21 protein-coding genes and 1 pseudogene are annotated in these 21,468 nt (G+C 41.3%); all 22 read left to right on the top strand.

The window, feature by feature from the left end:
* Positions 1–91: 91 nt before the first annotated feature.
* Positions 92–346, top strand: a complete 255-nt coding sequence (locus BM097_RS13945) for a TIGR04076 family protein (protein WP_022758760.1) — start codon at positions 92–94, stop codon at positions 344–346.
* Between the two features lie 77 nt (positions 347–423).
* Positions 424–1,368: an alpha/beta fold hydrolase gene (locus BM097_RS13940; protein WP_090551489.1), complete on the top strand. Its 945-nt coding sequence runs from the start codon at positions 424–426 to the stop codon at positions 1,366–1,368.
* A 102-nt stretch (positions 1,369–1,470) separates the two neighbouring features.
* Complete coding sequence (locus tag BM097_RS13935; RefSeq protein WP_090551486.1) at positions 1,471–1,836, top strand: flavodoxin domain-containing protein; 366 nt, start codon at positions 1,471–1,473, stop codon at positions 1,834–1,836.
* 25 nt (positions 1,837–1,861) lie between these two features.
* Positions 1,862–2,557: a transglutaminase-like domain-containing protein gene (locus tag BM097_RS13930; protein WP_090551484.1), complete on the top strand. Its 696-nt coding sequence runs from the start codon at positions 1,862–1,864 to the stop codon at positions 2,555–2,557.
* A gap of 656 nt (positions 2,558–3,213) precedes the next feature.
* A complete protein-coding gene (locus BM097_RS13925) occupies positions 3,214–3,984 on the top strand; it encodes a nuclear transport factor 2 family protein (RefSeq protein WP_090551481.1) in 771 nt (256 codons plus the stop codon).
* 110 nt (positions 3,985–4,094) lie between these two features.
* Positions 4,095–4,535, top strand: coding sequence for an Rrf2 family transcriptional regulator (locus BM097_RS13920; RefSeq protein ID WP_090551478.1), 441 nt, complete (start codon positions 4,095–4,097; stop codon positions 4,533–4,535).
* 54 nt (positions 4,536–4,589) lie between these two features.
* A complete protein-coding gene (locus tag BM097_RS13915) occupies positions 4,590–5,402 on the top strand; it encodes a protein-ADP-ribose hydrolase (RefSeq protein WP_090551475.1) in 813 nt (270 codons plus the stop codon).
* Positions 5,386–6,279 carry an SIR2 family NAD-dependent protein deacylase gene (locus tag BM097_RS13910; protein WP_090551471.1) on the top strand — a complete coding sequence of 298 codons (894 nt, stop codon included), beginning with the start codon at positions 5,386–5,388 and terminating at the stop codon, positions 6,277–6,279. The genes BM097_RS13915 and BM097_RS13910 overlap by 17 nt, the downstream gene beginning before the upstream one ends.
* 618 nt (positions 6,280–6,897) lie before the next feature.
* The gene (gene ychF, locus BM097_RS13905; RefSeq protein WP_015549000.1) at positions 6,898–7,998 is read left to right on the top strand and encodes a redox-regulated ATPase YchF; all 1,101 of its coding nucleotides are present in this window, start codon (positions 6,898–6,900) and stop codon (positions 7,996–7,998) included.
* A 95-nt stretch (positions 7,999–8,093) separates the two neighbouring features.
* Positions 8,094–8,330 carry a polya polymerase gene (locus BM097_RS13900; protein WP_090551466.1) on the top strand — a complete coding sequence of 79 codons (237 nt, stop codon included), beginning with the start codon at positions 8,094–8,096 and terminating at the stop codon, positions 8,328–8,330.
* A gap of 144 nt (positions 8,331–8,474) precedes the next feature.
* Entirely contained in the window at positions 8,475–9,692 is a 1,218-nt protein-coding gene (pepT, locus tag BM097_RS13895; RefSeq protein WP_090551462.1) for a peptidase T, read from the top strand.
* 18 nt (positions 9,693–9,710) lie between these two features.
* Positions 9,711–10,577: a YitT family protein gene (locus BM097_RS13890; protein WP_090551458.1), complete on the top strand. Its 867-nt coding sequence runs from the start codon at positions 9,711–9,713 to the stop codon at positions 10,575–10,577.
* A 10-nt stretch (positions 10,578–10,587) separates the two neighbouring features.
* Positions 10,588–11,214, top strand: coding sequence for a uridine kinase (gene udk, locus BM097_RS13885; RefSeq protein WP_090551454.1), 627 nt, complete (start codon positions 10,588–10,590; stop codon positions 11,212–11,214).
* A gap of 225 nt (positions 11,215–11,439) precedes the next feature.
* The gene (locus BM097_RS13880) at positions 11,440–12,204 is read left to right on the top strand and encodes an ATP-binding protein (protein WP_090551452.1); all 765 of its coding nucleotides are present in this window, start codon (positions 11,440–11,442) and stop codon (positions 12,202–12,204) included.
* Between the two features lie 307 nt (positions 12,205–12,511).
* The gene (locus BM097_RS13875) at positions 12,512–13,702 is read left to right on the top strand and encodes a 2-hydroxyacyl-CoA dehydratase family protein (RefSeq protein WP_090551449.1); all 1,191 of its coding nucleotides are present in this window, start codon (positions 12,512–12,514) and stop codon (positions 13,700–13,702) included.
* Complete coding sequence (locus BM097_RS13870; RefSeq protein ID WP_090551445.1) at positions 13,702–15,252, top strand: 2-hydroxyacyl-CoA dehydratase family protein; 1,551 nt, start codon at positions 13,702–13,704, stop codon at positions 15,250–15,252. Before BM097_RS13875 ends, BM097_RS13870 begins: the two co-directional genes overlap by 1 nt.
* A 73-nt stretch (positions 15,253–15,325) precedes the next feature.
* Positions 15,326–16,117 carry an acyl-CoA dehydratase activase gene (locus tag BM097_RS13865; RefSeq protein ID WP_090551441.1) on the top strand — a complete coding sequence of 264 codons (792 nt, stop codon included), beginning with the start codon at positions 15,326–15,328 and terminating at the stop codon, positions 16,115–16,117.
* 51 nt (positions 16,118–16,168) lie between these two features.
* A complete protein-coding gene (locus tag BM097_RS16425) occupies positions 16,169–16,327 on the top strand; it encodes a hypothetical protein (protein WP_177197476.1) in 159 nt (52 codons plus the stop codon).
* A gap of 3 nt (positions 16,328–16,330) precedes the next feature.
* Positions 16,331–17,059 (top strand): carbon monoxide dehydrogenase, encoded by a 729-nt coding sequence (locus BM097_RS13860; RefSeq protein ID WP_090551437.1) that lies wholly within the window; start codon positions 16,331–16,333, stop codon positions 17,057–17,059.
* Positions 17,060–17,061: 2 nt separating this feature from the next.
* Entirely contained in the window at positions 17,062–19,944 is a 2,883-nt protein-coding gene (locus BM097_RS13855) for an FAD-dependent oxidoreductase (protein ID WP_242944723.1), read from the top strand.
* A gap of 196 nt (positions 19,945–20,140) precedes the next feature.
* Positions 20,141–20,485 carry a hydrogenase maturation nickel metallochaperone HypA gene (locus BM097_RS13850; protein WP_090551433.1) on the top strand — a complete coding sequence of 115 codons (345 nt, stop codon included), beginning with the start codon at positions 20,141–20,143 and terminating at the stop codon, positions 20,483–20,485.
* A 393-nt stretch (positions 20,486–20,878) separates the two neighbouring features.
* Positions 20,879–21,382: pseudogene (locus BM097_RS13845) on the top strand (IS110 family transposase); the annotation flags it as partial.
* Positions 21,383–21,468 lie beyond the last annotated feature (86 nt).

Here is a 21,468-nt window from a genome sequence, read left to right as displayed (position 1 = left end):
CACTTTTGAATTGCGTATTCCTTACTGGATGAGGATTCTGTATAATTGAAGACAGTGAAATTAACAAATCGCAATATATAGGAGGCTTGAAGTGGGTTATACAGATAACAAGGTAAAGGTTACAGTAGTAGAAAGTCATTGTCCAAAGTACAAAGTTGGAGATGTTATTCGTTTTATAGGCAGTGACCTTGATAAAGATAACAGTGATAATGTTTGCATGGTTGCAATGCAGGCAATATATCCTTTCATTTATGCTTTTAGAAGAGGGGGCAATTTAAAAAATGGACCTTATCAGTGTATTGATTGTGGAGAGACTGTAGTATTTAATATTGAAATTGAATCATAAAAATCGACAGTTTATGGGGGAGTATTATGATTTAGCTTGAGTTGTTCAGATGATGAATTATATATGAAGAGAAAAAAATGAAAAAAATACTTAGAATTACTGGGAAGATTTTATTACTACTATTTATAGTGTTGGTTTTTCTTATTGGTGGAATTTTTATCTATAACAAGATTATGCTTGCGTCTGAAGAGGCGCTAATAGAGAAACCTATTGGGCAATATGTCGAGGTGGATGGTCATAAGATGAATATATACACCGAAGGCGAAGGAAAACATACACTTATTTTCCTTTCAGGTTCTGGAACAGCTGCGCCGGTTCTTGATTTTAAAAGTTTGTATTCTCTTTTGAGTAGCGATTATAAAATAGTTGTTATTGAAAAATTTGGATATGGGTTTAGTGATGTGGTCGATAGTGAGAGATCCTTTGAAACTATTCTTAGACAAGATAGGGAAGCACTCACCAAGGCAGGAATAGAAGGCCCGTATATTCTTTGTCCACATTCTATGTCAGGAATTGAAGCAATAATGTGGGCTCAAGATTACCCTGATGAAGTGGAAGCTATTGTTGGTCTTGATATGGCACTTCCGAGAGCCTACGATAATTGGGACTGGGACAGCACAATTAAAAAGGAAAGGCTTGCAGCTTTTGCTCGTGAACTAGGGATAGTTAGGTTATTTTATTCTGATAGTCAGCTTCCAGAAAAACTTACAGACAAAGAAAAGAAGATTTATAGGGCGCTTGCTGCAAGTAAAGCAGTAAATACTTGTATCATAAATGAGGGCTTGGCAATTCCGGATGCAGTAACAGAAATTGATAGAAATCCTAAGCCTGATATACCAATGCTTTTGTTTGTATCAGATGGACATGAAACAGGTGTTGAAAATTGGATAGATATTCAAAGAGATTATATTTCAGATCTTACAAATGCAGAAGTTATAGAACTGGATTGTGGTCATTATGTACATAATTTTAGGCAAGATAAAATAGCTGAGAAACTTGTAGAATTTATTGAAGCGTTGTAAGAATTGGAAAATATTATCAGAGCGGGAAAGCTACGTTGAAAAAGATAACTGTTCTTTTTTCTGCTTTCGAATTGTGTATTCCTTGCTGGCGGAGTACTTGGGATGAAAAAGACACTTAAAGGCATGAAGGATAGCAATGGGCATACGATAGTAATTGCTACTGTGGGACTTGCAGATCCAACAGACAAGACGAATACGGACACTATAAAGAAGGGCATGAAGAATCAACTGCCAACAGAAGTATATGATAAAGCTTCTATTTTCCATTTGAGAGGTGGAATAGATTATTCAAAGTTAGGATTTAAGCACAAAACCATGATGGGAATGCTTTATAAAAAAGCTGTAACACTGCCGGAAGACAAGAAAACTTCTGAAGTAAGGGCAATGATAGAAAACTATAATAAACAGGTGGATTTTGTGGATTTAATCACGATAGAGCCAATTGTCAAAGCATGTTTTGAAATATAATTCCAGTTTGTATGGGAGAACATAGATGGAACAGTACTTGCGAGAAACACAGATGTTAGATTATTCCAATAAAAGTATTCAAGAGTTAATTGAAAAACAGGGTTGGAGAAATCTAGATGAATACCAGCGGTTGAAAGCCATATATAATTATATAAGGGATGAAATTCTCTTTGGTTATAATATAGATGATTGTATTCCTGCTTCTAAAGTATTGGCTGATGGTTATGGTCAGTGCAATACAAAAGGGACTCTATTTATGGCACTGCTCAGGAGTTGTGGAATTCCCTGCCGTGTGCATGGATTTACCATTGACAAAAAATTACAGGAAGGCGCTATGACAGGATTCGTATATAGAAATGCACCTCAGAATGTTTTCCATAGCTGGGTAGAAGTATATTTTGAAGGGATATGGTATGAACTAGAAGCCTTTATTTTAGATAGAGCGTATTTAGAAAAATTACAGGAGATGAATCCTGATTGTAGCGGTGCTTTTTGCGGTTATGGTGTGGCTGTAACAGATTTCAGAAATCCTGTAATTGATTTTGATAGGAATAATACTTACATACAGAGTGAAGGTATAAACCAAGACTTCGGGATATATGATTGCCCAGATGAGTTGTTAAAGGAGCATCATCAGGAAATGACTGCGCTCAAAGCTTTTGCATACAGAAATCTCGGTAGACATTTGATGAATCGAAATGTTAGAAAGATTAGAAATTGATAACTTCCAATTTGTCGACATCTTTCTAATTGAATACTGAACGTTACATAGAGCAGTTATCTTAAATTGAGATAGCTGCTTTTTTTGGTGAAGAGTTTTGTGGGGTCAGGCAGTGCTAGAGAAGAAAATATTTCTAGTACTTCCCTGGAGAAGAGAGATGAGCAGTGCTAGAAGCAAAAATGAATGCAGCACTGCTTGGGAGAAGAAAGATGGGCAGTGCTAGAAGCAAAAATGAATATAGCACTGCTCGGAAGAAGAGAAATGGGCAGTGCTAGAAGCAAAAATGAATGTAGCACTGCTCGGAAGAAAAGAAATGGGCAGTGCTAGAAAGAAAAATGAAGTTAGCACTGCTTGGGAGTAGAAAAAATATCACTTTTGAATTGTGTATTCCTTGCTGGATGTGGATTCTGTATAATTGAAGGCAGTAAGATTAACAACTTCAAATTTGTCGACCTAATTGAATATTGAACATTAAATCCAGGTGTTTAACTGCACCTGGAAATTTTTTTGAAAAATTTTAGATGTAACCATTGACATTACATCAAAGCGATGCTATATTAACACCACCAGATGAAACCACCACGGTTACATCGATGAACTTTTTAACATTCGAGGATAATTACCTCGCAGGGCAGAGCCCAGAAAGGAAAATAATTATGACAAATAAGGAAAAAGCATTAGCACTCATCGGAACATTCGTATCAGGAGATACAGCAAAGGCAAAGGAACTTCTTGCACCAGGTTATATTCAGCATAACCTTGCATTTGGAACAGGGGCAGATGCATTTGTAGCAGCAGTTGAAGGACTTGCACAGGCACCTGTAAAAACAACAGTTAATAACATTCGTGCATTCGAGGATGGAGATAAGGTTTTCCTTCAGACAGTATATAATTTTGCAGGAGCAGGAGAGCAGGTCGGATTTGATGTATTCCGCTTTGATGAAGACGGTAAGATTGCAGAGCACTGGGATAATCTGGCAGACAAGGCAGCTCCTAATCCTTCAGGACATACTCAGATTGATGGAACTCTTGAGAAGAAAGATGTAGATAAGGAAGAGACACGTAAGGTTGTAGCTGGATTTGTAGGCGATGTACTTCGAGGGGAGAATCCTGACAAGCTCACTTCTTACTACGATGGAGATAAATATATTCAGCATAATACTTCAATTGCAGATGGTCTTTCAGGTCTTGGAGCTACACTTGAAGCTATGGCTAAGCAGGGAATCTCAATGGTTTATAACAAGACTCATATGGTTCTTGCAGATGGAGATTATGCACTTGCCTGCTCAGAAGGAACCTTTGGCGGTGTACCTACAACCTACTATGATCTGTTCCGTGTTGAGAACGGATTTATCGCAGAGCACTGGGATGTAATGGAGACATTAGCTGATAAGTCTACATGGGCTAATGAAAACGGAAAGTTTTAATGTAACCATTGCAACTACATCTGCCACGAAGTAAAATGGTGATAGGAGGGCGTAAATCGTCCAGTGGACGATTGTTCTGCACCGACCGAAATGGAATGGAGAGATTAAAAATGCAGATATCAAGCAGATTTACGGTTGCACTTCATATTTTTACATGTGTGGATACATTTAAAGATGAACACAAGGTAACGAGCGATTTTCTTGCAGCCAGTATAAATACGAATCCTGTCATCATTAGAAAGATACTTACTCAGCTTAAGAACGCAGGACTAATAAATGTTATCAGAGGAACAGGCGGAATAGAGCTTACGAGAGATCTTAAAGACATAACTTTTTATGATGTGTATCAGGCAATTGAGCCTTTGGAGGATGGAAATCTATTCAGATTTCATGAATCACCAAATCCAGAGTGCCCTGTTGGTAGGAATATCCATTCACTTTTGGATGATAAGTTGAAAAGCATCCAGGAAGCGATGGAATCAGAGATGAAAAAATACACTCTTAATGATTTAAGATCCGGGATGCAGGAACTGTTGGCAAAAGAAGCTTAACAACGAGACTCTGAGGTATTTACTTCAGAGTCTTTTTTCAAAGGATGTGTAAATATGGAAACTAAGGCTAAAAAATCAACACAGGAAGAACGTCTTGATTATCTTGTAGAAGAGTTCAAGGCAGATTCAGATGAATATAAGGAATTACAGACTCCAAATAGTACGGAAGATAAAAGACGAATCTTAAGGTCGCTTATGAACATCCGCATGCCAAAAGAATTATCTTCTGAGGTCATGAAAGTACAGGATGAATATTTATTAGAGAGAGCGGCTGAAAAGGGCGTGGTGAATCTATCAGACATCCCCGTTATCAGGGATGGACTTTCCATCTGGCAAGGGGACATCACAAGACTTTCGGTGGATGCTATTGTTAATGCCGCTAATTCGCAGATGCTCGGTTGTTTTGTTCCGATGCATACATGCATAGATAACTGTATCCATACTTTTGCAGGAGTGCAATTAAGAGCTGAGTGCAACAGGCAGATGAATGAACTTCGAATCAGATATGGAAGAGACTATGAGCAGCCTACTGCCGTTCCGATGCTCACTGAAGCTTATAATCTTCCGGCAAAGAAAGTTATTCATATAGTAGGTCCAATTGTCCAGTACAAACTTACTCCTGAATTGGAAAAGGATTTGGAGAACTGCTATATAAACACTTTGGATATGTGTGCTGAAAATGGTCTGAAGAGCGTAGCCTTTTGCTGTATTTCGACAGGAGTATTTCGTTTTCCAAATAAAGAAGCAGCTGAGATTGCCGTTAAGACTGTATCAGAATGGCTTCGTGAAAATCCTGGTAAGGTAGAAAGAGTGATATTCAATGTTTTCAAAGATGAGGATAAGGCCATTTATGAAAAACTTATATGATGAAGAGCAAATAAGCCGACTGAAAAAAGAAATCAAGGAAGCAGACGCAATTGTCATAGGCGCAGGTGCCGGGCTTTCTACATCTGCTGGATTGACGTATAGTGGAGAACGTTTTGAGAAATATTTCTATGATTTTGCCAAAAGATTTGGAATAAGAGATATATATTCAGGAGGATTCTATCCGTTCCCAAGTGAAGAAATACGCTGGGCCTGGTGGGCAAGACATATTTATTTTAACAGATATATTGATGCTCCAAAGTCGGTGTATAGGGATCTTCTAAAGATGGTTTCCGATAAGGATTATTTTGTTATCACAACAAATGTAGATCACCAGTTTCAAAGAGCAGGTTTTGACAAGAAAAGACTGTTCTATACTCAGGGTGATTATGGTTTATTTCAGAGTGTGAATCCTGCTATTCAGAAAACCTTTGATAATGAAGAGTGGGTAATGAAAGCTATGGAAGCACAAGGTTTTGAAAAAGATGAGCAAGGAGTGTTCCAGGTACCGGCTGATGGTAAGCTATTGATGGAAATTCCTTCTGAGCTGATTCCAAAGTGCCATGATGATGGTTCTGAGATGACTATGAATTTGAGAGCGGATGATTCCTTTGTTGAAGATGAAGGATGGCATAGGGCATCTGCAGCATATTCTGATTTTATTCGCAGACATGAGAATCTCCATGTTCTTTATCTTGAATTGGGAGTAGGAGCCAATACGCCCGTAATAATAAAGTATCCGTTCTGGCAGATGACGCTGGCAAATGAAAAAGCGGTATATGCCTGCTTAAATTATGGTGAATCATTCTGCCCAGAGGAAATTGAAGATAGAAGTATATGTATTGATGGTGATATTGCAACCATATTACAAGAGTTTTGACGCTCATTTTGAATTGTACATTCCTTGATGGATATATGAGGGATTAATATGAAGTCAAAAAGGTATAACTAGCGAGAGAATTTATGGTGGGTTATACCTTTTGGTGGGCAATGAGACATTATATTGAAGTCAAAAAAGGTATAACTAGCGAGGAAAATTATGAAAGGTTATACCTTTTAGTGAGCTATGGAACATTATATTGAATATAAAAAGGTATAACTAAGAGCAAAAATTATAGAAGGTTATACCTATTTATTCAGCAAGTAGAGCCTGTGAAATTTTTTATGTAAATATGGAACTACTATGATAATTTAGATTTATGATGGATGTAGTTGGATTGATTGGCTACAATGGAAGAAAACGAGGATGTTGATTAATTAAAGAGACTTTACATAGGACAGTTACTTCGAAAGAGATAGCTGCTTTTTTTGTGAAGAGTTTTGTGGGGGCGGGCAGTGCGAAAGAAGAAAACGCCACCAGCACTGTCCGAAACTAGAAAAAAACACCCAGGGTAGAGAAATAAATAGAAATGTGGTAATATACAAAAGGCTATGACCAAAAGTGTCATAAATAATGAAAACACAGTAAATCATTACTTTTAGAAGGAGATAAATTACCATGAAATTGGGAATCGTCGGGCTTCCAAACGTTGGAAAGTCAACACTTTTTAATTCACTTACAAAGGCAGGAGCACTTGCTGCAAACTATCCATTTGCTACAATCGATCCAAACGTAGGCGTTGTATCAGTACCTGATAAGCGTCTTGATGCACTTACAAAAATGTACAACTCTAAGAAGACAGTACCAGCTACAATCGAATTCGTAGATATCGCAGGTCTTGTAAAGGGTGCTTCAAAGGGTGAAGGTCTTGGAAACCAGTTCCTTGCAAACATCCGTGAGGTAGATGCAATCGTTCACGTTGTACGTTGCTTCGAGGATGCAAATGTAGTTCACGTTGATGGCAGCATTGATTCACTCCGTGATATCGAAACAATCAACCTTGAGCTTCTTTTCTCAGATATGGAAGTTATGGAGCGTCGTTACTCTAAGACAGAGCGTTCAGCAAGAATGGACAAGACACTTCAGAAGGAAGCTGCTATGCAAAAGCGTCTTTTAGATCACATGGAAGCTGGCAACATGGCTAAGACTTTCGAGCTTAACGATGAGGATGAGGAAGCATACTTCAAGGAGTACAATCTTCTTACAGCAAAGCCAGTTATCTACGCTGCAAACGTTGAGGATGAGGACCTTGCAGATGATGGCGCTAACAATAAAAACGTACAGGCAGTTCGCGAGTACGCTGCAAAGGAAGGCTCAGAGGTATTCGTTATCTCAGCTCAGATTGAGCAGGAGATTTCAGAGCTTGAATCAGAAGAGGAAAAGCAGGAGTTCTTAGAGGCTATGGGACTTGAGGAGTCAGGTCTTGATAAGCTTATCACAGCTTCATACAGATTACTTGGTCTTATCTCCTACCTTACATCAGGAGAGGACGAGACACGCGCTTGGACAATCAAGAAGGGCACAAAGGCTCCACAGGCTGCTGGTAAGATTCACACAGATTTCGAGCGTGGATTCATCAAGGCAGAGGTTGTTAGCTACGATGACCTTATGGCAAACGGCTCAATGACAGCTGCAAAGGAAAAGGGCCTTGTTCGTATGGAAGGCAAGGAATACGTTGTTGCTGATGGAGATGTAATCACATTCAGATTCAATGTATAACATACTTTTTTTACAAATTCTTCATTAGACAGGAATCTACTTATGTAATATTATTAAGTTAACGTAGATTGTTTAGTCCGTATAAGGAGGTCTATATGAAAATCACAAATATCAAAGATACAGAAGCTTTTTTCAATGTAATTGATAATTGCCAGGGCAAGGTTGAGCTTGTTACAGGCGAAGGCGACAGATTAAATCTTAAGTCAAAGCTGTCACAGTTCGTATCACTTGCTAACATTTTCCAGGCTGATGATGCAATCCCAGAGCTTGAGATTATTGCATACGAGCCTGATGATGCTAAAAGACTTTTGGAGTTTATGATTTCACAATAATATGCAAATAGGTGGGGCCCACAAAGTGGGAAGAACCTGTTTGCCACAGCAGGCCCATTGCCGAAGGCAATTTGCATGGGCCTTGCTTTCCCGATAATACAATAAATGGGCTCGTTTGGGCCCTATTTTTATGGAGATTAGTTTATGAGAGCTTACGAGAGATTACTAAATTACGTTAAGGTTTACACAACCAGTGATGAAGACAGCACTACAGTACCTTCTACCGCCAGACAGTTTGATTTGGCAAAGCAGCTTGTAGAGGAGCTTCATTCAATCGGTGTTACAAATGCCGAAGTTGATGATAAGTGCTACATTTATGCATCAATCCCAGCTACAGCAGGCTTAGAGGATAAAAAGGCAGTAGGATTTATTGCACACATGGATACAGCACCAGATTTCTGCGGTGAGAATGTTAATCCAGTAGTTGTAGAAAATTATGATGGAGAGGATGTTGTACTTGGTACAAGCGGACGCACTATCAAGGTTTCAGATTTCCCACATCTTAAGACATTAAAGGGACGCACACTTATCCACACAGATGGAACAACACTTCTTGGTGCTGATGATAAATCAGGTATCGCCGAGATTATGACATTTGCAGAGGAGCTTATTAGCTCAGGCGAGCCACACGGAAAGATTTGCATCGGCTTCACACCAGACGAGGAAATCGGCGCAGGCGCTGACCACTTCGATGTTGCACGTTTCGGTGCTGACTTCGCATATACGGTAGACGGTGGCGAGGAAAACGCAGTAGAATATGAAAACTTTAATGCAGCAGGCGCTGATGTTAAGTTCAACGGTGTAAACATTCACCCAGGTGATGCAAAGGATATCATGGTAAACGCAGCACTCGTTGCTATGGAGTTCAACGGAATGCTTCCACCAACACAGACACCTAGCCAGACAGAAGGCTACGAAGGCTTCTTCCATCTTACAGATATGAAGGGTGACGTTGCATCAGCAGAGCTTTCTTACATCATTCGTGATCATGATGCAGATAAGTTTGCAGAAAAGAAGAAGGTTATGGAGCACGCAGCAAATATCATCAACCAGAAGTATGGTGATGGCACATGCGAGCTTACAATAAAAGATCAGTATCAGAACATGCTTGAGATGATCAAGCCACACATGTTCCTTATTGATTACGCATTCGAATCATTAAAGGATGCAGGAGAGAATCCAAAGGCTGTTGCTATCCGAGGCGGTACAGATGGCGCACGTCTTTCATTCATGGGATTGCCTTGTCCAAATCTTGGAACAGGCGGCTACAACTTCCACGGCCCAATGGAACATATCACAGCGGAAGGTATGGACACCGTGGTTAAGGTACTTCACGGCATCGCTAAGAGATTCGCGGAGTAAATTATTTAGGGGGAATATATGTCAGCAGAAAAAAGAAAAGAGCTATTAATTGATGTTTTGATGGATGCTTTGTCAGGCCTGTGCATCGGTATCGCTTTGTATAATTTCGCAGCCGATGCAAAATTCCCATTGACAGGACTGACCGGTATCGCTATGATTTTTTATCAGTGCTGGGGATGGAAAATCGGTCTTTTGACCATTATTATGAACATCCCGCTGATTTTTGCAGCTTATAAGGTACTGGGCAAGAAGTTTTTGCTAAAGTCCTTTAAGACTATGGCAATTGGCACTGTTATGATGGATTTTGTGGCACCACTGTTTCCTAAGATTGAAATAGGAAACATATTGCTGAATGCATTGGTGGTAGGTGTGTTCACAGGTTTAGGCTATGCACTTGTTTACATGCGCAATTCATCTACTGGTGGCGCAGATTTTATCATGATGATTATCAAGGCAAAGCATCCCCACATGTCCCTTGGAAGAATTTTCTTCATCGTGGATGTGGTAATCATTGTTATAGATACAATCGCCTACGCTCATTCATTTGAGGCATTGTGTTATGGATTTGTAATTAGCTATATTGGTTCGATTGTTGTGGATAAGGTAATGATTAACGCTGATTCAGGTATGATGTGTATGATTGTTACCAACAAGGCAGAGGCCATCGCCGATGCTATCGACAAGGCAGTTGAACGAGGTACTACAATCTTTACCGCAAAGGGCGGTTACAAAGGTGACGAGAGACAGGTGCTTATGTGCGCTTGTTCTGATAAGCAGATGTATCAAGTAAATCGTGTTGCTAAAAAGATTGATGTAGATGCATTTATTGTCATAATGGAATCAAAGGCAGTATATGGTGAGGGTTTCAAACGTTTTAAACCATAAGGAGTATTTTATGTCAGAGAAAATTTGTGTGCTTGGTGTAGCAGGCGGTTCTGCTTCAGGCAAGACAACAATCATTAACAAATTGCAGGATTTTTTTGGAGAGGATATCGCTGTTATCAGCCATGATGCTTACTACAAAGCACATCCTGAGATGTCTTTTGAAGAGCGTAGTCAGCTAAACTACGACCATCCAGATTCATTTGAATCAGATAGAATGGCAGAAGATGTTAGAAAGCTTATCAAGGGCTATGCAATCGATATGCCAGTTTATGATTATGTAAATCACAATCGTTCAGACGAAACAGTTAGAGTTGAGCCAAAGACTGTTATCGTTATGGAAGGTATTCTTATTCTTGAGAATAAGGAGCTTCGCGATTTGATGGACATTAAGATTTTCGTTGATACTGATGCAGATGAAAGACTTATGCGTCGTATCAAACGTGATATGATTGAAAGAGGCAGAAGCATAGAATCAATCATCGAACAGTATTCAAAGACAGTAAAGCCTATGCATGAGGAGTTTGTTGAACCATCAAAGAAGCATGCTGACATTATAATTCCACGTGGTGGTGAGAACGCTGCGGGACTTGATATGCTTATCACATATATGACCAAGAAGCTACAGGCAGAGGAATAATACAAATAAATACTATGATGCCTATAAATACTCTATTTCACAGCATTGTAGAGTACTTGCGCAGATTTACAGAGAGCCCTAGAAGATATTTGGATATTACACCAAATTTTCTTCGGGGCTTTTTTTACTCTTTGTTTTTTGCATATATCTATGCTAAAATGGAATGCAGTAATTGATAAAATTTTATCAATTACCAGGAGTAATTAAAGGGAGAAATAATTAGTAATGCAAAACAAACCTATAGTGTTGGCTGTTGCTGGAAAAGGTGGAGTTGGTAAGACTTCGCTTGCTGCGGTAATGGTCAAATTGTTAGTGGAAGCTTATCCAGACAAGAAGATCCTAGCAATTGATGCTGATCCTGCTGTTGGGCTTTCTACAGCTCTTGGAGTGGAGCCTACTCTCACTCTGGATGATATCAGAAAAGAGGCTGTTGAAGCTGCAGAATCAGGCGATACTAAAGCCACAGTAGAAGTACTTGGCGAAGCAAGATATCGCATTTTTGATTGCATGGTTGAGATGGATGGCTTTTCTTTTATTGCAATCGGCCGCCCAGAGGCTGCTGGCTGCTATTGCAAAATCAATACCTATCTCAAAGAAGTAATCGCTTCAATTTCAGACAACTTTGATTATATCGTAATCGATGGAGAAGCCGGAATCGAGCAGATTAACAGACGTGTTATGGAAAAAGTAACTCATCTCATGCTTATCACAGATTCCAGCAAGAAGGGTTGCGGAGTTATCAAGACAATTAAAAATGTTGCAGATGATTTAGTTATGTACGACAAAATCGGTGCCGTAGTAAACCGCGTCCCATCTGAGGAAGTCCTTGAATACATGGACCTTGGAGACATTCCTCTACTTGGCTGGATTCCAGCAGATGCCAACCTCACCGAATGTGACCTTAAGGGCAAATCTGTCCTAGGCATCGCCGACGACACCGCCATCGTAACGGGCCTACGCTCTGCGTTGAATAAGCTAGGAATTCTCTAATTGTAGAGATTTTAAAGAGCTATATCATCGTAGAAATGTTTGTGGATTCGTTTGATATTTTAATGAACTATTAGGAGTAAATCACTCAAATACTAGGCAAGCGCGAGGAGGGGGTTGCTAAAGGTCCAGTGGACCTTTGCTTAGCAACGACCGAAGTGGAACGAAGACCGCCATGCCTGACCATGGGTGGGGGCCCACGCCGGCGGGCTCCCATGGTTAGGTATGGAGGGTGCCCTGCGGGAGCATGAGAACCTACAAGTGATTTACGGTTTACCTATCGGATTATATGTAAAGGGAGAATTAAATAATGAAGGATTTAAAGCATCTTATTTATTTTGAGAATTTGCTTATGGATGCTGATAATGATTTGGTCCGCGAGGCCCAGGCTTCTGGCAGAGTCTGTGTCGGTAGCGTTTGTTATCAGATTCCAGAGGTTCTCATGAACTTAGGTAATGCTTTTACAGTGAGACTTCGCGCGCCAAGAACAGGTTCCATGGAAATGGGAACCTATTACTTGACTAGTTTTTTGTGCGAATATTCACGTGCATTACTTGAAAGAGCAATCGAAGGTGGCTATCAGTTCTTAGACTGCCTTATTGCTCCAGACGGTTGTACAATGATTAACCGCTGCGTTGAAAACATGGAGCTTTTAAAGATAAACGAGAAGGAGCATTTCTTCTATAAGTATCTTGAGGTACCTATGAAGGCTGATGATAACGGATTAAATCTTTACATTGGTCAGTGCAAAGAGAAGATTCTAGAGCCACTTCATGAGAAGTTTGGCATCGATATCAGCGACGAAGCCCTTCGCAAGGCAGTTGAAGACCACAACAAGATTTGCCGAATCATTACTCAGCTTGGTGATTTCAGAAAAGAGGAAAAGCCTCGTATTACAGGCTATGAGTTCCATGTCATCTGCATGTGTACTTATGTGTGCCCTCAGGATTTACTTCTTGAGAAGCTTGAGGAAACTCTTGAAGAGGTTAAAAATCGTGTGCCTGATGAAAAGAATCACTTCCGCGCAAGAGTAGCAGTTGTCGGTTCTGAAATCGATGATATCGATATGATTAAGCTTATCGAGGATTCAGGTGCCTATGTATGCGCCGACAGATTCTGCTTCGGTTCATTACCAGGCCGCGAGGAAATCATCCTTAATGATGATGAGGATGTTCTCACTCAGATTTGCCGTCATTACATGATGACATGCATGTGCCCACGTCATATGGACACACCAAAGATGAATAGAAGACGTGAGTACGTTGATGAGATTGCCAAGGAATACAAGGCAGACGGAATCATCTACGAACAGATGAAGTTCTGCGATCCATGGGCTTATGAGAGAATGGTAGGAAGCCATGTTCTTCGTGAGGAGTATGGTTATCCTGTTCTTACAATCGATAGACCTTATGCTGTGGGCAATTCGGGACAGATTCGTACCCGTGTCCAGGCCTTCGTGGAGAGTATCGAAATCAAGAAAATCCAAGGAGGTAAGCACTAATGGGAAAAGCAGTTGGTAGCTCAAAGTTAGGCGAGCTTTATAGCGGTGATAAAAAAGTATTTAAGCATCGTGAATGGAGAGGTATCAAGGATACTTGGTACGATTACACAAGATGGCTTGGCATCATTGCCATGCTTGGTAAATTCATGCTCCACCCAAAGAACGTAAAGGGATTTTTCAGATATCGTTGGATGCTTAACTATTTAGCAGTTCCAATGATGATTGATAAGCATTCCATGGGACTTCGTGGAACACAGCTTCGCATCTGCCGTGAGGAGTACGATTTAGTTGCATCAGACGTTGCAAAGCTTCTTACAAAGATTTTTGCAATGGATAGAAATCTTGGCGCTAGCCCAGAGGCTTCAAAGCATGTAGTCCTTATGGATGAAAACGAAATGACAAACATCATGTGTGGTTTCCCTAATCTTGAGGGACTTAGCTGGGAAACAGCCAGCTGTTATGTATGCGTTCTTCTTCAGGGAGACGCCATGACACATTATCTTGACGTTGTTCAGGAATGTGGTATGCCAGGTGATGTTTGCCCTATGCCTGCATCAGAGGCAGGTATTTGTATCGATGGAGATATGCCAATCTTTGGTAAGTGTGCTGTTCAGTGTAACACTACATGTGATGGTTCACTTATGGGAAATGGTGTTATTTCAAGAGCTTTGGAGCGTAACGGCATTCCAGTACATCAGCTTGCAACACCACTTCGTCATACAGAGGCAGGCGTTCAGGAGTATGCAGCTCAGGAAGTTAGAAATGCCATCGCTTTTATCGAGGAGCAGACAGGCGAGAAGTTCGATTGGGATTACTATTTCGAATGTGCAAAGCGCATCAACATCGGTGCCCAGGAATGTACAGAATGGTTAGAGCTTACAAAGACAGATTACCCACAGGTAGTTGGTAACAACATTCTTCTTTATCGTGAGACAGAATACATGGCCATTGCCGGTAAGGTTCCTGCATTTGCAGAGCTTGATAAAAAGATTACTAAATGGGCTACAGAGGCCTATAATAAAAAGACAATGCTTGCTAAGGAGTATCGTCATCGTGCTATTATCTGGGGCGTTCAGTCTCAGTTCTATACCGATTTTGTAGCATGGCTTTTGAACTGTTGGGGAATTCTTCCAATGTTCGATATGCTTACAATGGTTTCCCTTGATCCTATTTCAGAGGATGATAAGGAACAGGCCATCTACGACATGGCTCACCAGTACGAGAACATGATTATGCGAAATCGTACACACGGTGGTTACGAAGTACTTCTTAACGACCTTTGGAGATATTGCGAGGAGTTCAATGCAGATATGGTTATCCTTTGGGAGCACATCGCCTGCAAGGCCCTCGATGGTATGCACGGAATGTTTGAGCAGCAGGCTAGAGAGCATGGCATCAAGCTCGTTTGGGTAAACCATGATCTCTACGACCCACGTGTCATCCCACGTAAAAACCTTCGCCAAGACGTAAACCGCTACATGCGAAGCGTCCTTCGCGAAGAACCACTTGACCCATCGTTAGAAGATTATGATGACACAAACCTCTGGTAAAAGCCTTCTCCCTCTGGGAGAAGGTGTCAGCGCAGCTGACGGATGAGGGTAATATATTAAGGAGAATAAAAACATGAAATATTTTGGTGGATGTGATTCAGGCTCTACATATACAAAGTGCGTAATCATTGACGAGAATGGTAAAATGGTAGCAAACGTCACCTTAAAGAGCCGTATAAACGCAGTGTTATCTTGCCAGGACGCCCTTGATCAGGCCGTGGCACAGGTGCCAGATTTAAATAGCGCAAAGGATTTAACATATCTTGTAGGTACAGGCTATGGCCGTAACAAGGTTCCTTTTGCAGATGAGAATATCTCAGAGATTAGCTGCCACGCTATGGGCGTACACGTAGCTGACCCAGAGGTAAAGGCAATCATCGATATCGGTGGACAGGACGTTAAGGGTATCGCCGTTGATGTTGATGGAACAGTATTAAACTTTGCCATGAACGATAAGTGTGCCGCAGGTACAGGTCGTTTCTTCGAGGCAATGGCTAGAGCATTCGAGATGGATTTAGATGAGTTCTCAAGTCTTTCTCTTAAGGCTAAAAACGTTATTCCAATTACTGCTCAGTGTACAGTATTCGCTGAGTCAGAGGTTATCTCACTTGTTGGTGAGGGCAAGCCAATGGATGAAATCGCAGCAGGTATCGAGCTTTCAGTTGCAAAGAGATGCTTTGTAATGTCAAAGAAGGCTGGCGCTACAGATAAGATTACACTTACAGGTGGATGTGCAAAGAACGCAGGCCTCAAGGCTGCCATCGAGCAGGTACTTAAGCTCAAGGTAATCGACCTTCCAATCGACCCACAGCTTATGGGAGCACTCGGCGCCGCAGAATTCGCACGACAGAAAGGTAGTAATTAGCCTTCCCCCTTTGGGGGAAGGTGCCCCGAAGGGGCGGATGAGGGAAAAACTATGTTAAAAATATTATTAATTATCGCAATCGTATTTATATGCTTGTTTGTACTTTCATTAATCGTATATTTCTTCAACCTAGACATGAAGCTCACAAGCGCAATTCAGCCTCTTTTAGAGAAGCACTACGATAAGATTAAGAGAAATAGAAAGATATAATCGATGAAGCTATATGATGAAAGCATTAAGGAGTTGTTAGCTGGTATTGATATGACTTCGGCTAAAAAGCTTGATATCGTAAATGCCACTTGGAAAGATGTGGGCGACCACAATCTTATCCTTAGGGCAGATATGGCCTACGAGCTTGGTGGCGGAACATTTCCTGCAGTAAGCGGTATGGCTGTTACCTGCAATGATGAATTCGTAAATACGGATGAAGTCATGTTGATTGGACCAGACCTTGATGAAATAAAGGCTGACACGCCTTACGCAAGAATTGCTCTTGTAAAGGTTGCCGAGGATAGTCTTGGTGATGGCAACACACTCTACAATGCGATTAGAAAAATCGAATACGTTAGGTATCACATTAATCCAGAGGGCTATATGACACGTATCTCTGCATCTAATAACAGAGAACCGGTTCGTGTTGGCAAAGCTGCTCTTGATAAGGGCCTTAACTTCTCCAAGGTTGGCAAGCTGTTCCTAGATACCTACCATGAAAACAAAAATATTGAAGCTGTAAAGCTCATATTTATAACAGCCCCTGATTTTGATTACAAATCACTATCAGACCAGGCAAAGCTTCTTGAAGATATCACTGGCACGATAGATCATATCTTCAAGAATGTGATGATGGATTGTGGTTCGTGCTCACTCCAAAAAGTCTGCGACGAAGTCGAGGGTCTTCGTGAACTACATTTCCAGGAATTAAAGAAAGAAAGGGAGTATTAATAATGCCAGAAATGAGTAAAGCAATTATCCCACCACACATGGGGGATAAGGAGCCAAGCAAGAAGATTATCGAGCTTGGAAGAAAGATTACAGATGTTATGCCACACAAGATGTTTGGCGTAAAGGTTGAGGATCCAGAGTACTGGGGCCTTGCAGAAATCGTAACAGAGGAGATGGTTGAAGTTGGTCTTACAATGAAGGTTCGTCACCACTATACATTTGAGGATCTCTGCAAAATGAACCCTGAGAAGGCAAAGGATAAAGAGGCTTTCCAGAAGTTACTTGATGATATGAGCTATATCGGACTTTTAGAGTACGACTATGGTAACCACTACAATCACGACGGACGTACAGCTCCACAGTCAGAGAGAAGATACACACTTCCTATCTTCGTTCCAGGTTCTGCAGAGCTTTTCAACATGGAAGAGTCAGTTCCAGGTGAGCGTTCAAACAATAGATTAAAGCAGCATCCAGCTGTTGCATCATTCTTCGAGAGAATGACATATTTACCACTTGATGGTCTTACACATCTTATCCCACCAGGAGGCGCTGGTGTAGGTATGCACGTTATCCCTGTTGAGAAGGCTATCGAGTTCGAAAACGAGAAGCTTGACCTTGAGCAGATTTCATACTGGCTCAAGAAATACGAAGGCCACATCGGTGTAGGCCAGTGTTCATGCCGTGTATCACGTGCCTGCCTTGAAGAAGGTTGCGGTGATGATGAGATGAACTGGTGTATCGGTCTTGGTGATTTCGCTGATTACTGCCGTGAGACTGGTAAGGGTCACGACATCACATACGAAGAGGCTATGCGTATCGTTGAGCGTGCTGAGACACTCGGTTACGTACACCAGATTACAAACATCGACGGCGAGAACAAGATTTTCGGTCTTTGCAACTGTAACGTAAACATTTGTAACGCCCTTCGTACATCACAGCTTTTCAACACACCTAACATGTCACGTTCAGCCTACACAGCACACGTTGAGGCAGAGAAGTGTGTAGCTTGTGGTAAGTGTGTAGAGTACTGCCCAGCTGGTGCAGTTAAGCTTGGTCAGAAGCTTTGCAAGAAGGACGGCTCGCAGGTAGAGTATCCAAAGGTTGTTCTTCCAGACAGAGTTCACTGGGGCAAGGATAAATATGACGAGGATTATCGTGATAACAACCGTAAGAACTGCTACGAAACAGGTACAGCTCCATGTAAGGTAGCTTGTCCTGCACACGTTTCTGTTCAGGGTTATGTAAATATGGCTAAGGAAGGCAGATATGAGGATGCTCTTGCTCTCATCAAGAAGGACAACCCATTCCCAGCTATCTGCGGTCGTGTATGTAACAAGAGATGTGAGGCTGCTTGTACACGTGGAACAATCGATGCACCAGTTGCTATCGACGATATCAAGAAGTTTATTGCTGAGCGTGATCTTCACGCTGAGACAAGATACATTCCACCAATCGACATCCCTTCAAACCGTTTAACACAGTGGGATGACAAGATTGCTATCATTGGTGCAGGTCCTGCAGGTCTTTCTTGCGCTTACTATCTTGCAACAAAGGGCTACAAGCCAACAGTATTCGAAAAGAACAGCCGTCCAGGTGGTATGCTCACATGGGGTATCCCAACATGGAAGCTCGAGAAGGATGTTGTTGAGGCTGAAATCGAAGTTATCCGTCAGCTTGGCGTAGAGATTAAGTGCAACGTTGAAGTTGGTAAGGACATCACTCTTGATGAGCTTCGTGCACAGGGCTACAAGGCATTCTATGTTGCAATCGGATGCCAGGGCGGAAAGATTCCACCAATCCCTGGAACAGATGCAAAGGACGGTATCGACATCGCTGTTACATTCCTTCATAAGGCACTTGAAGACCAGAGCCAGAAGATGGATGGAAACGTAGTAGTTGTCGGTGGTGGTAACGTTGCTATCGACTGCGTACGTACAGCTGCTAGATTTGGCGCAGGCAACCCTCAGATGTTCTGCCTTGAGGCAAGAGATGAGATGCCAGCTAACAATATCGAAATCACAGAGACACTTGAAGAAGATATCGCAATCAACAATGGTTGGGGTCCAAAGGAAATCCTTAAGGATGCTGAGGGCAACGTAGCTGGTATCGTATTCAAGAAGTGTACATCTGTTAAGGATGCTGAAGGCAAGTTCAATCCACAGTATGATGAAAACGAGACAATGACTGTAGAGTGTAAGCACATCATCTTCGCTATCGGTCAGGGTATCGAATGGGGCGGACTCCTTGGCGATGGCAAGGAAAAGGTTGAGTTCTGGCATGGTAACTACCCAGTAGCTGACAAGCTTACATACCAGACAGCACAGCCAGACATCTTCGTTGGTGGTGATGTTTATTCTGGTCCTAAGTTCGCTATTGACGCTATCGAGGCAGGTAAGTGCGCTGCAGATTCTCTTCACAGATTCGTACAGCCAGGCTGCTCTATGACAATCGGTAAGAACCGTCGTGATTTCATCGAACTTGACAAAGACAACATTCTTGTGGAAGAATATGATACAGCAGGACGTAATGAGCCAGCTATTGATACAAGCATTGATATGAAGCATTCATTCCGTGATGCTCACCTTACACTTACAGAGGAACAGGTTAAGGCAGAGGCTAGCCGTTGCCTTAAGTGTGGTGCATCTGTAGTTGATGAGAATAAGTGTATCGGATGTGGTGTCTGCACAACTAAGTGTGCCTTCGACGCTATCCACCTTCACAGAACTCATCCAGAGTGCACACACATGGTACCTTCTGAAGATAAGTTCAAGCATATCGGTGCATACGCTATCAAACGTGCCGCTAAGATCGCTTTCTCAAAGAAGAGCGAAGCAGAAAAGCAGGCCGAGCGTGACCACAAAGCGTATAAAAAGTCTCACAAATAGACTTTAAGCTTTTAATGAGCCCTGTATACAAAACCAGCTCAACCTAGGCAAGCGCGAGCAAGAGGGCCCCATGGAGTTAAGGAGGGACCCTTTAGGGAGGTTTCCTTGGCTCCGATGGGAGATGGCTTGCGGGAGCACGGAAAACTAGGAGGTTTTGTATTTAAGGGCGGGCTTTATTAGAGAGGAAGTATAAATAATGCATGAATTAGGTATTGTGTTTCATGTAGCGAAACAGGTAGAGGAAGTTGCTATTGAGAACAACGCCGAGCACATCAACGAGGTAGTGCTCTCAATCGGTGAGGTATCCACAGTCATTCCAGATTATTTGATTGACTGCTGGGCTTGGAATGCGAAAAAGTACCCAAGACTTGATGGCAGCAAGCTCACTTGCGAAACAATTAAGGCTGTGACCTTCTGCGAGGATTGCAAGCAGGAGTACGAGACAGTTGCTTATGGAAAGACTTGTCCACATTGTGGAAGTGGCAACACATATCTTGTCACAGGAAATGAAGTTATTCTTAAAGAAGTTATAGCAGATTAATAGAAATCCCACGGCTGATGCCGTGGGATTTTTGCTGTCTTTTTCATGCTTCTTCATTATTCTTCATCGTTCTATCTAGTTTTTCATCTTTAGTCAACAAAAAAAGACTTAGGAGATATGGCTTATTACGTGAAAATAGTGAGAATATGAATTCTTAATATATAAGTAGAGACTTTTATAGCCTCTGCTCTTTTTATATGATGAAGGTGATTGGCCTGACGAAAATATGAATTGGGACAACACGCCCGTGCACAAATTTGTCAGCCTGCCTTCATCGTTCTACATTCGATTCAGCAAGTTGGGAAAGTAATCTTCTCCCGTTTAACTAAAGAATATGAGTGAACCCTGAAGAGCTGGATCCAATCAATACAAAAGCAGAAAGGAGACACTTTTATGATTGCTGTTGGTATCGATGTATCAAAATCTAAAAGCACCGTTGCCATTCTAAACGCAGATGGCAGCATTCGTGCTAAACCCTTTGAAATCCATCATAATTTGGATGAATTACATTCATTGGCACTATATATAAAAAGTACTAATGAACAGCCTATTATTTTGATGGAGCCTACTGGTCATTATCATTACCCCATCCTGAAAATCTTTCAAGAAGAACACTTGCCAGTATGCTTAATTAACCCTTACTTAATGAAAAAATATGGTGATAATGAACTCCGAAAAGCCAAGACGGATAAAAAAGATGCCCTTCGCATTGCACAGTATGCACTTGAAAAGGCTTATTCATTAACTCCATATGAATCAACTGAGCAAAAATACGATGATTTACGTTTTCTTTCGCGACAATACAAACAACGAATTTCTACATTAACTGTCGCTAAAGTTCAGCTGCAAAATCTTCTTGATGAAACAATGCCTGGAATTACATCTATTCTCTCTATTCTTTTTTGTTGATGTTTAACAAAGAACCTTGATTTATCAAGCTTTGTTAAACTGTTTACAGTTACTTATATTGATCAAAATAGTGC

It is taken from the genome of Pseudobutyrivibrio sp. OR37 (genome assembly GCF_900113655.1).
In the GTDB taxonomy this organism is placed as follows: Bacteria; Bacillota; Clostridia; order Lachnospirales; family Lachnospiraceae; genus Pseudobutyrivibrio.
This window is presented reverse-complemented; position numbering and strand designations above follow the sequence as displayed.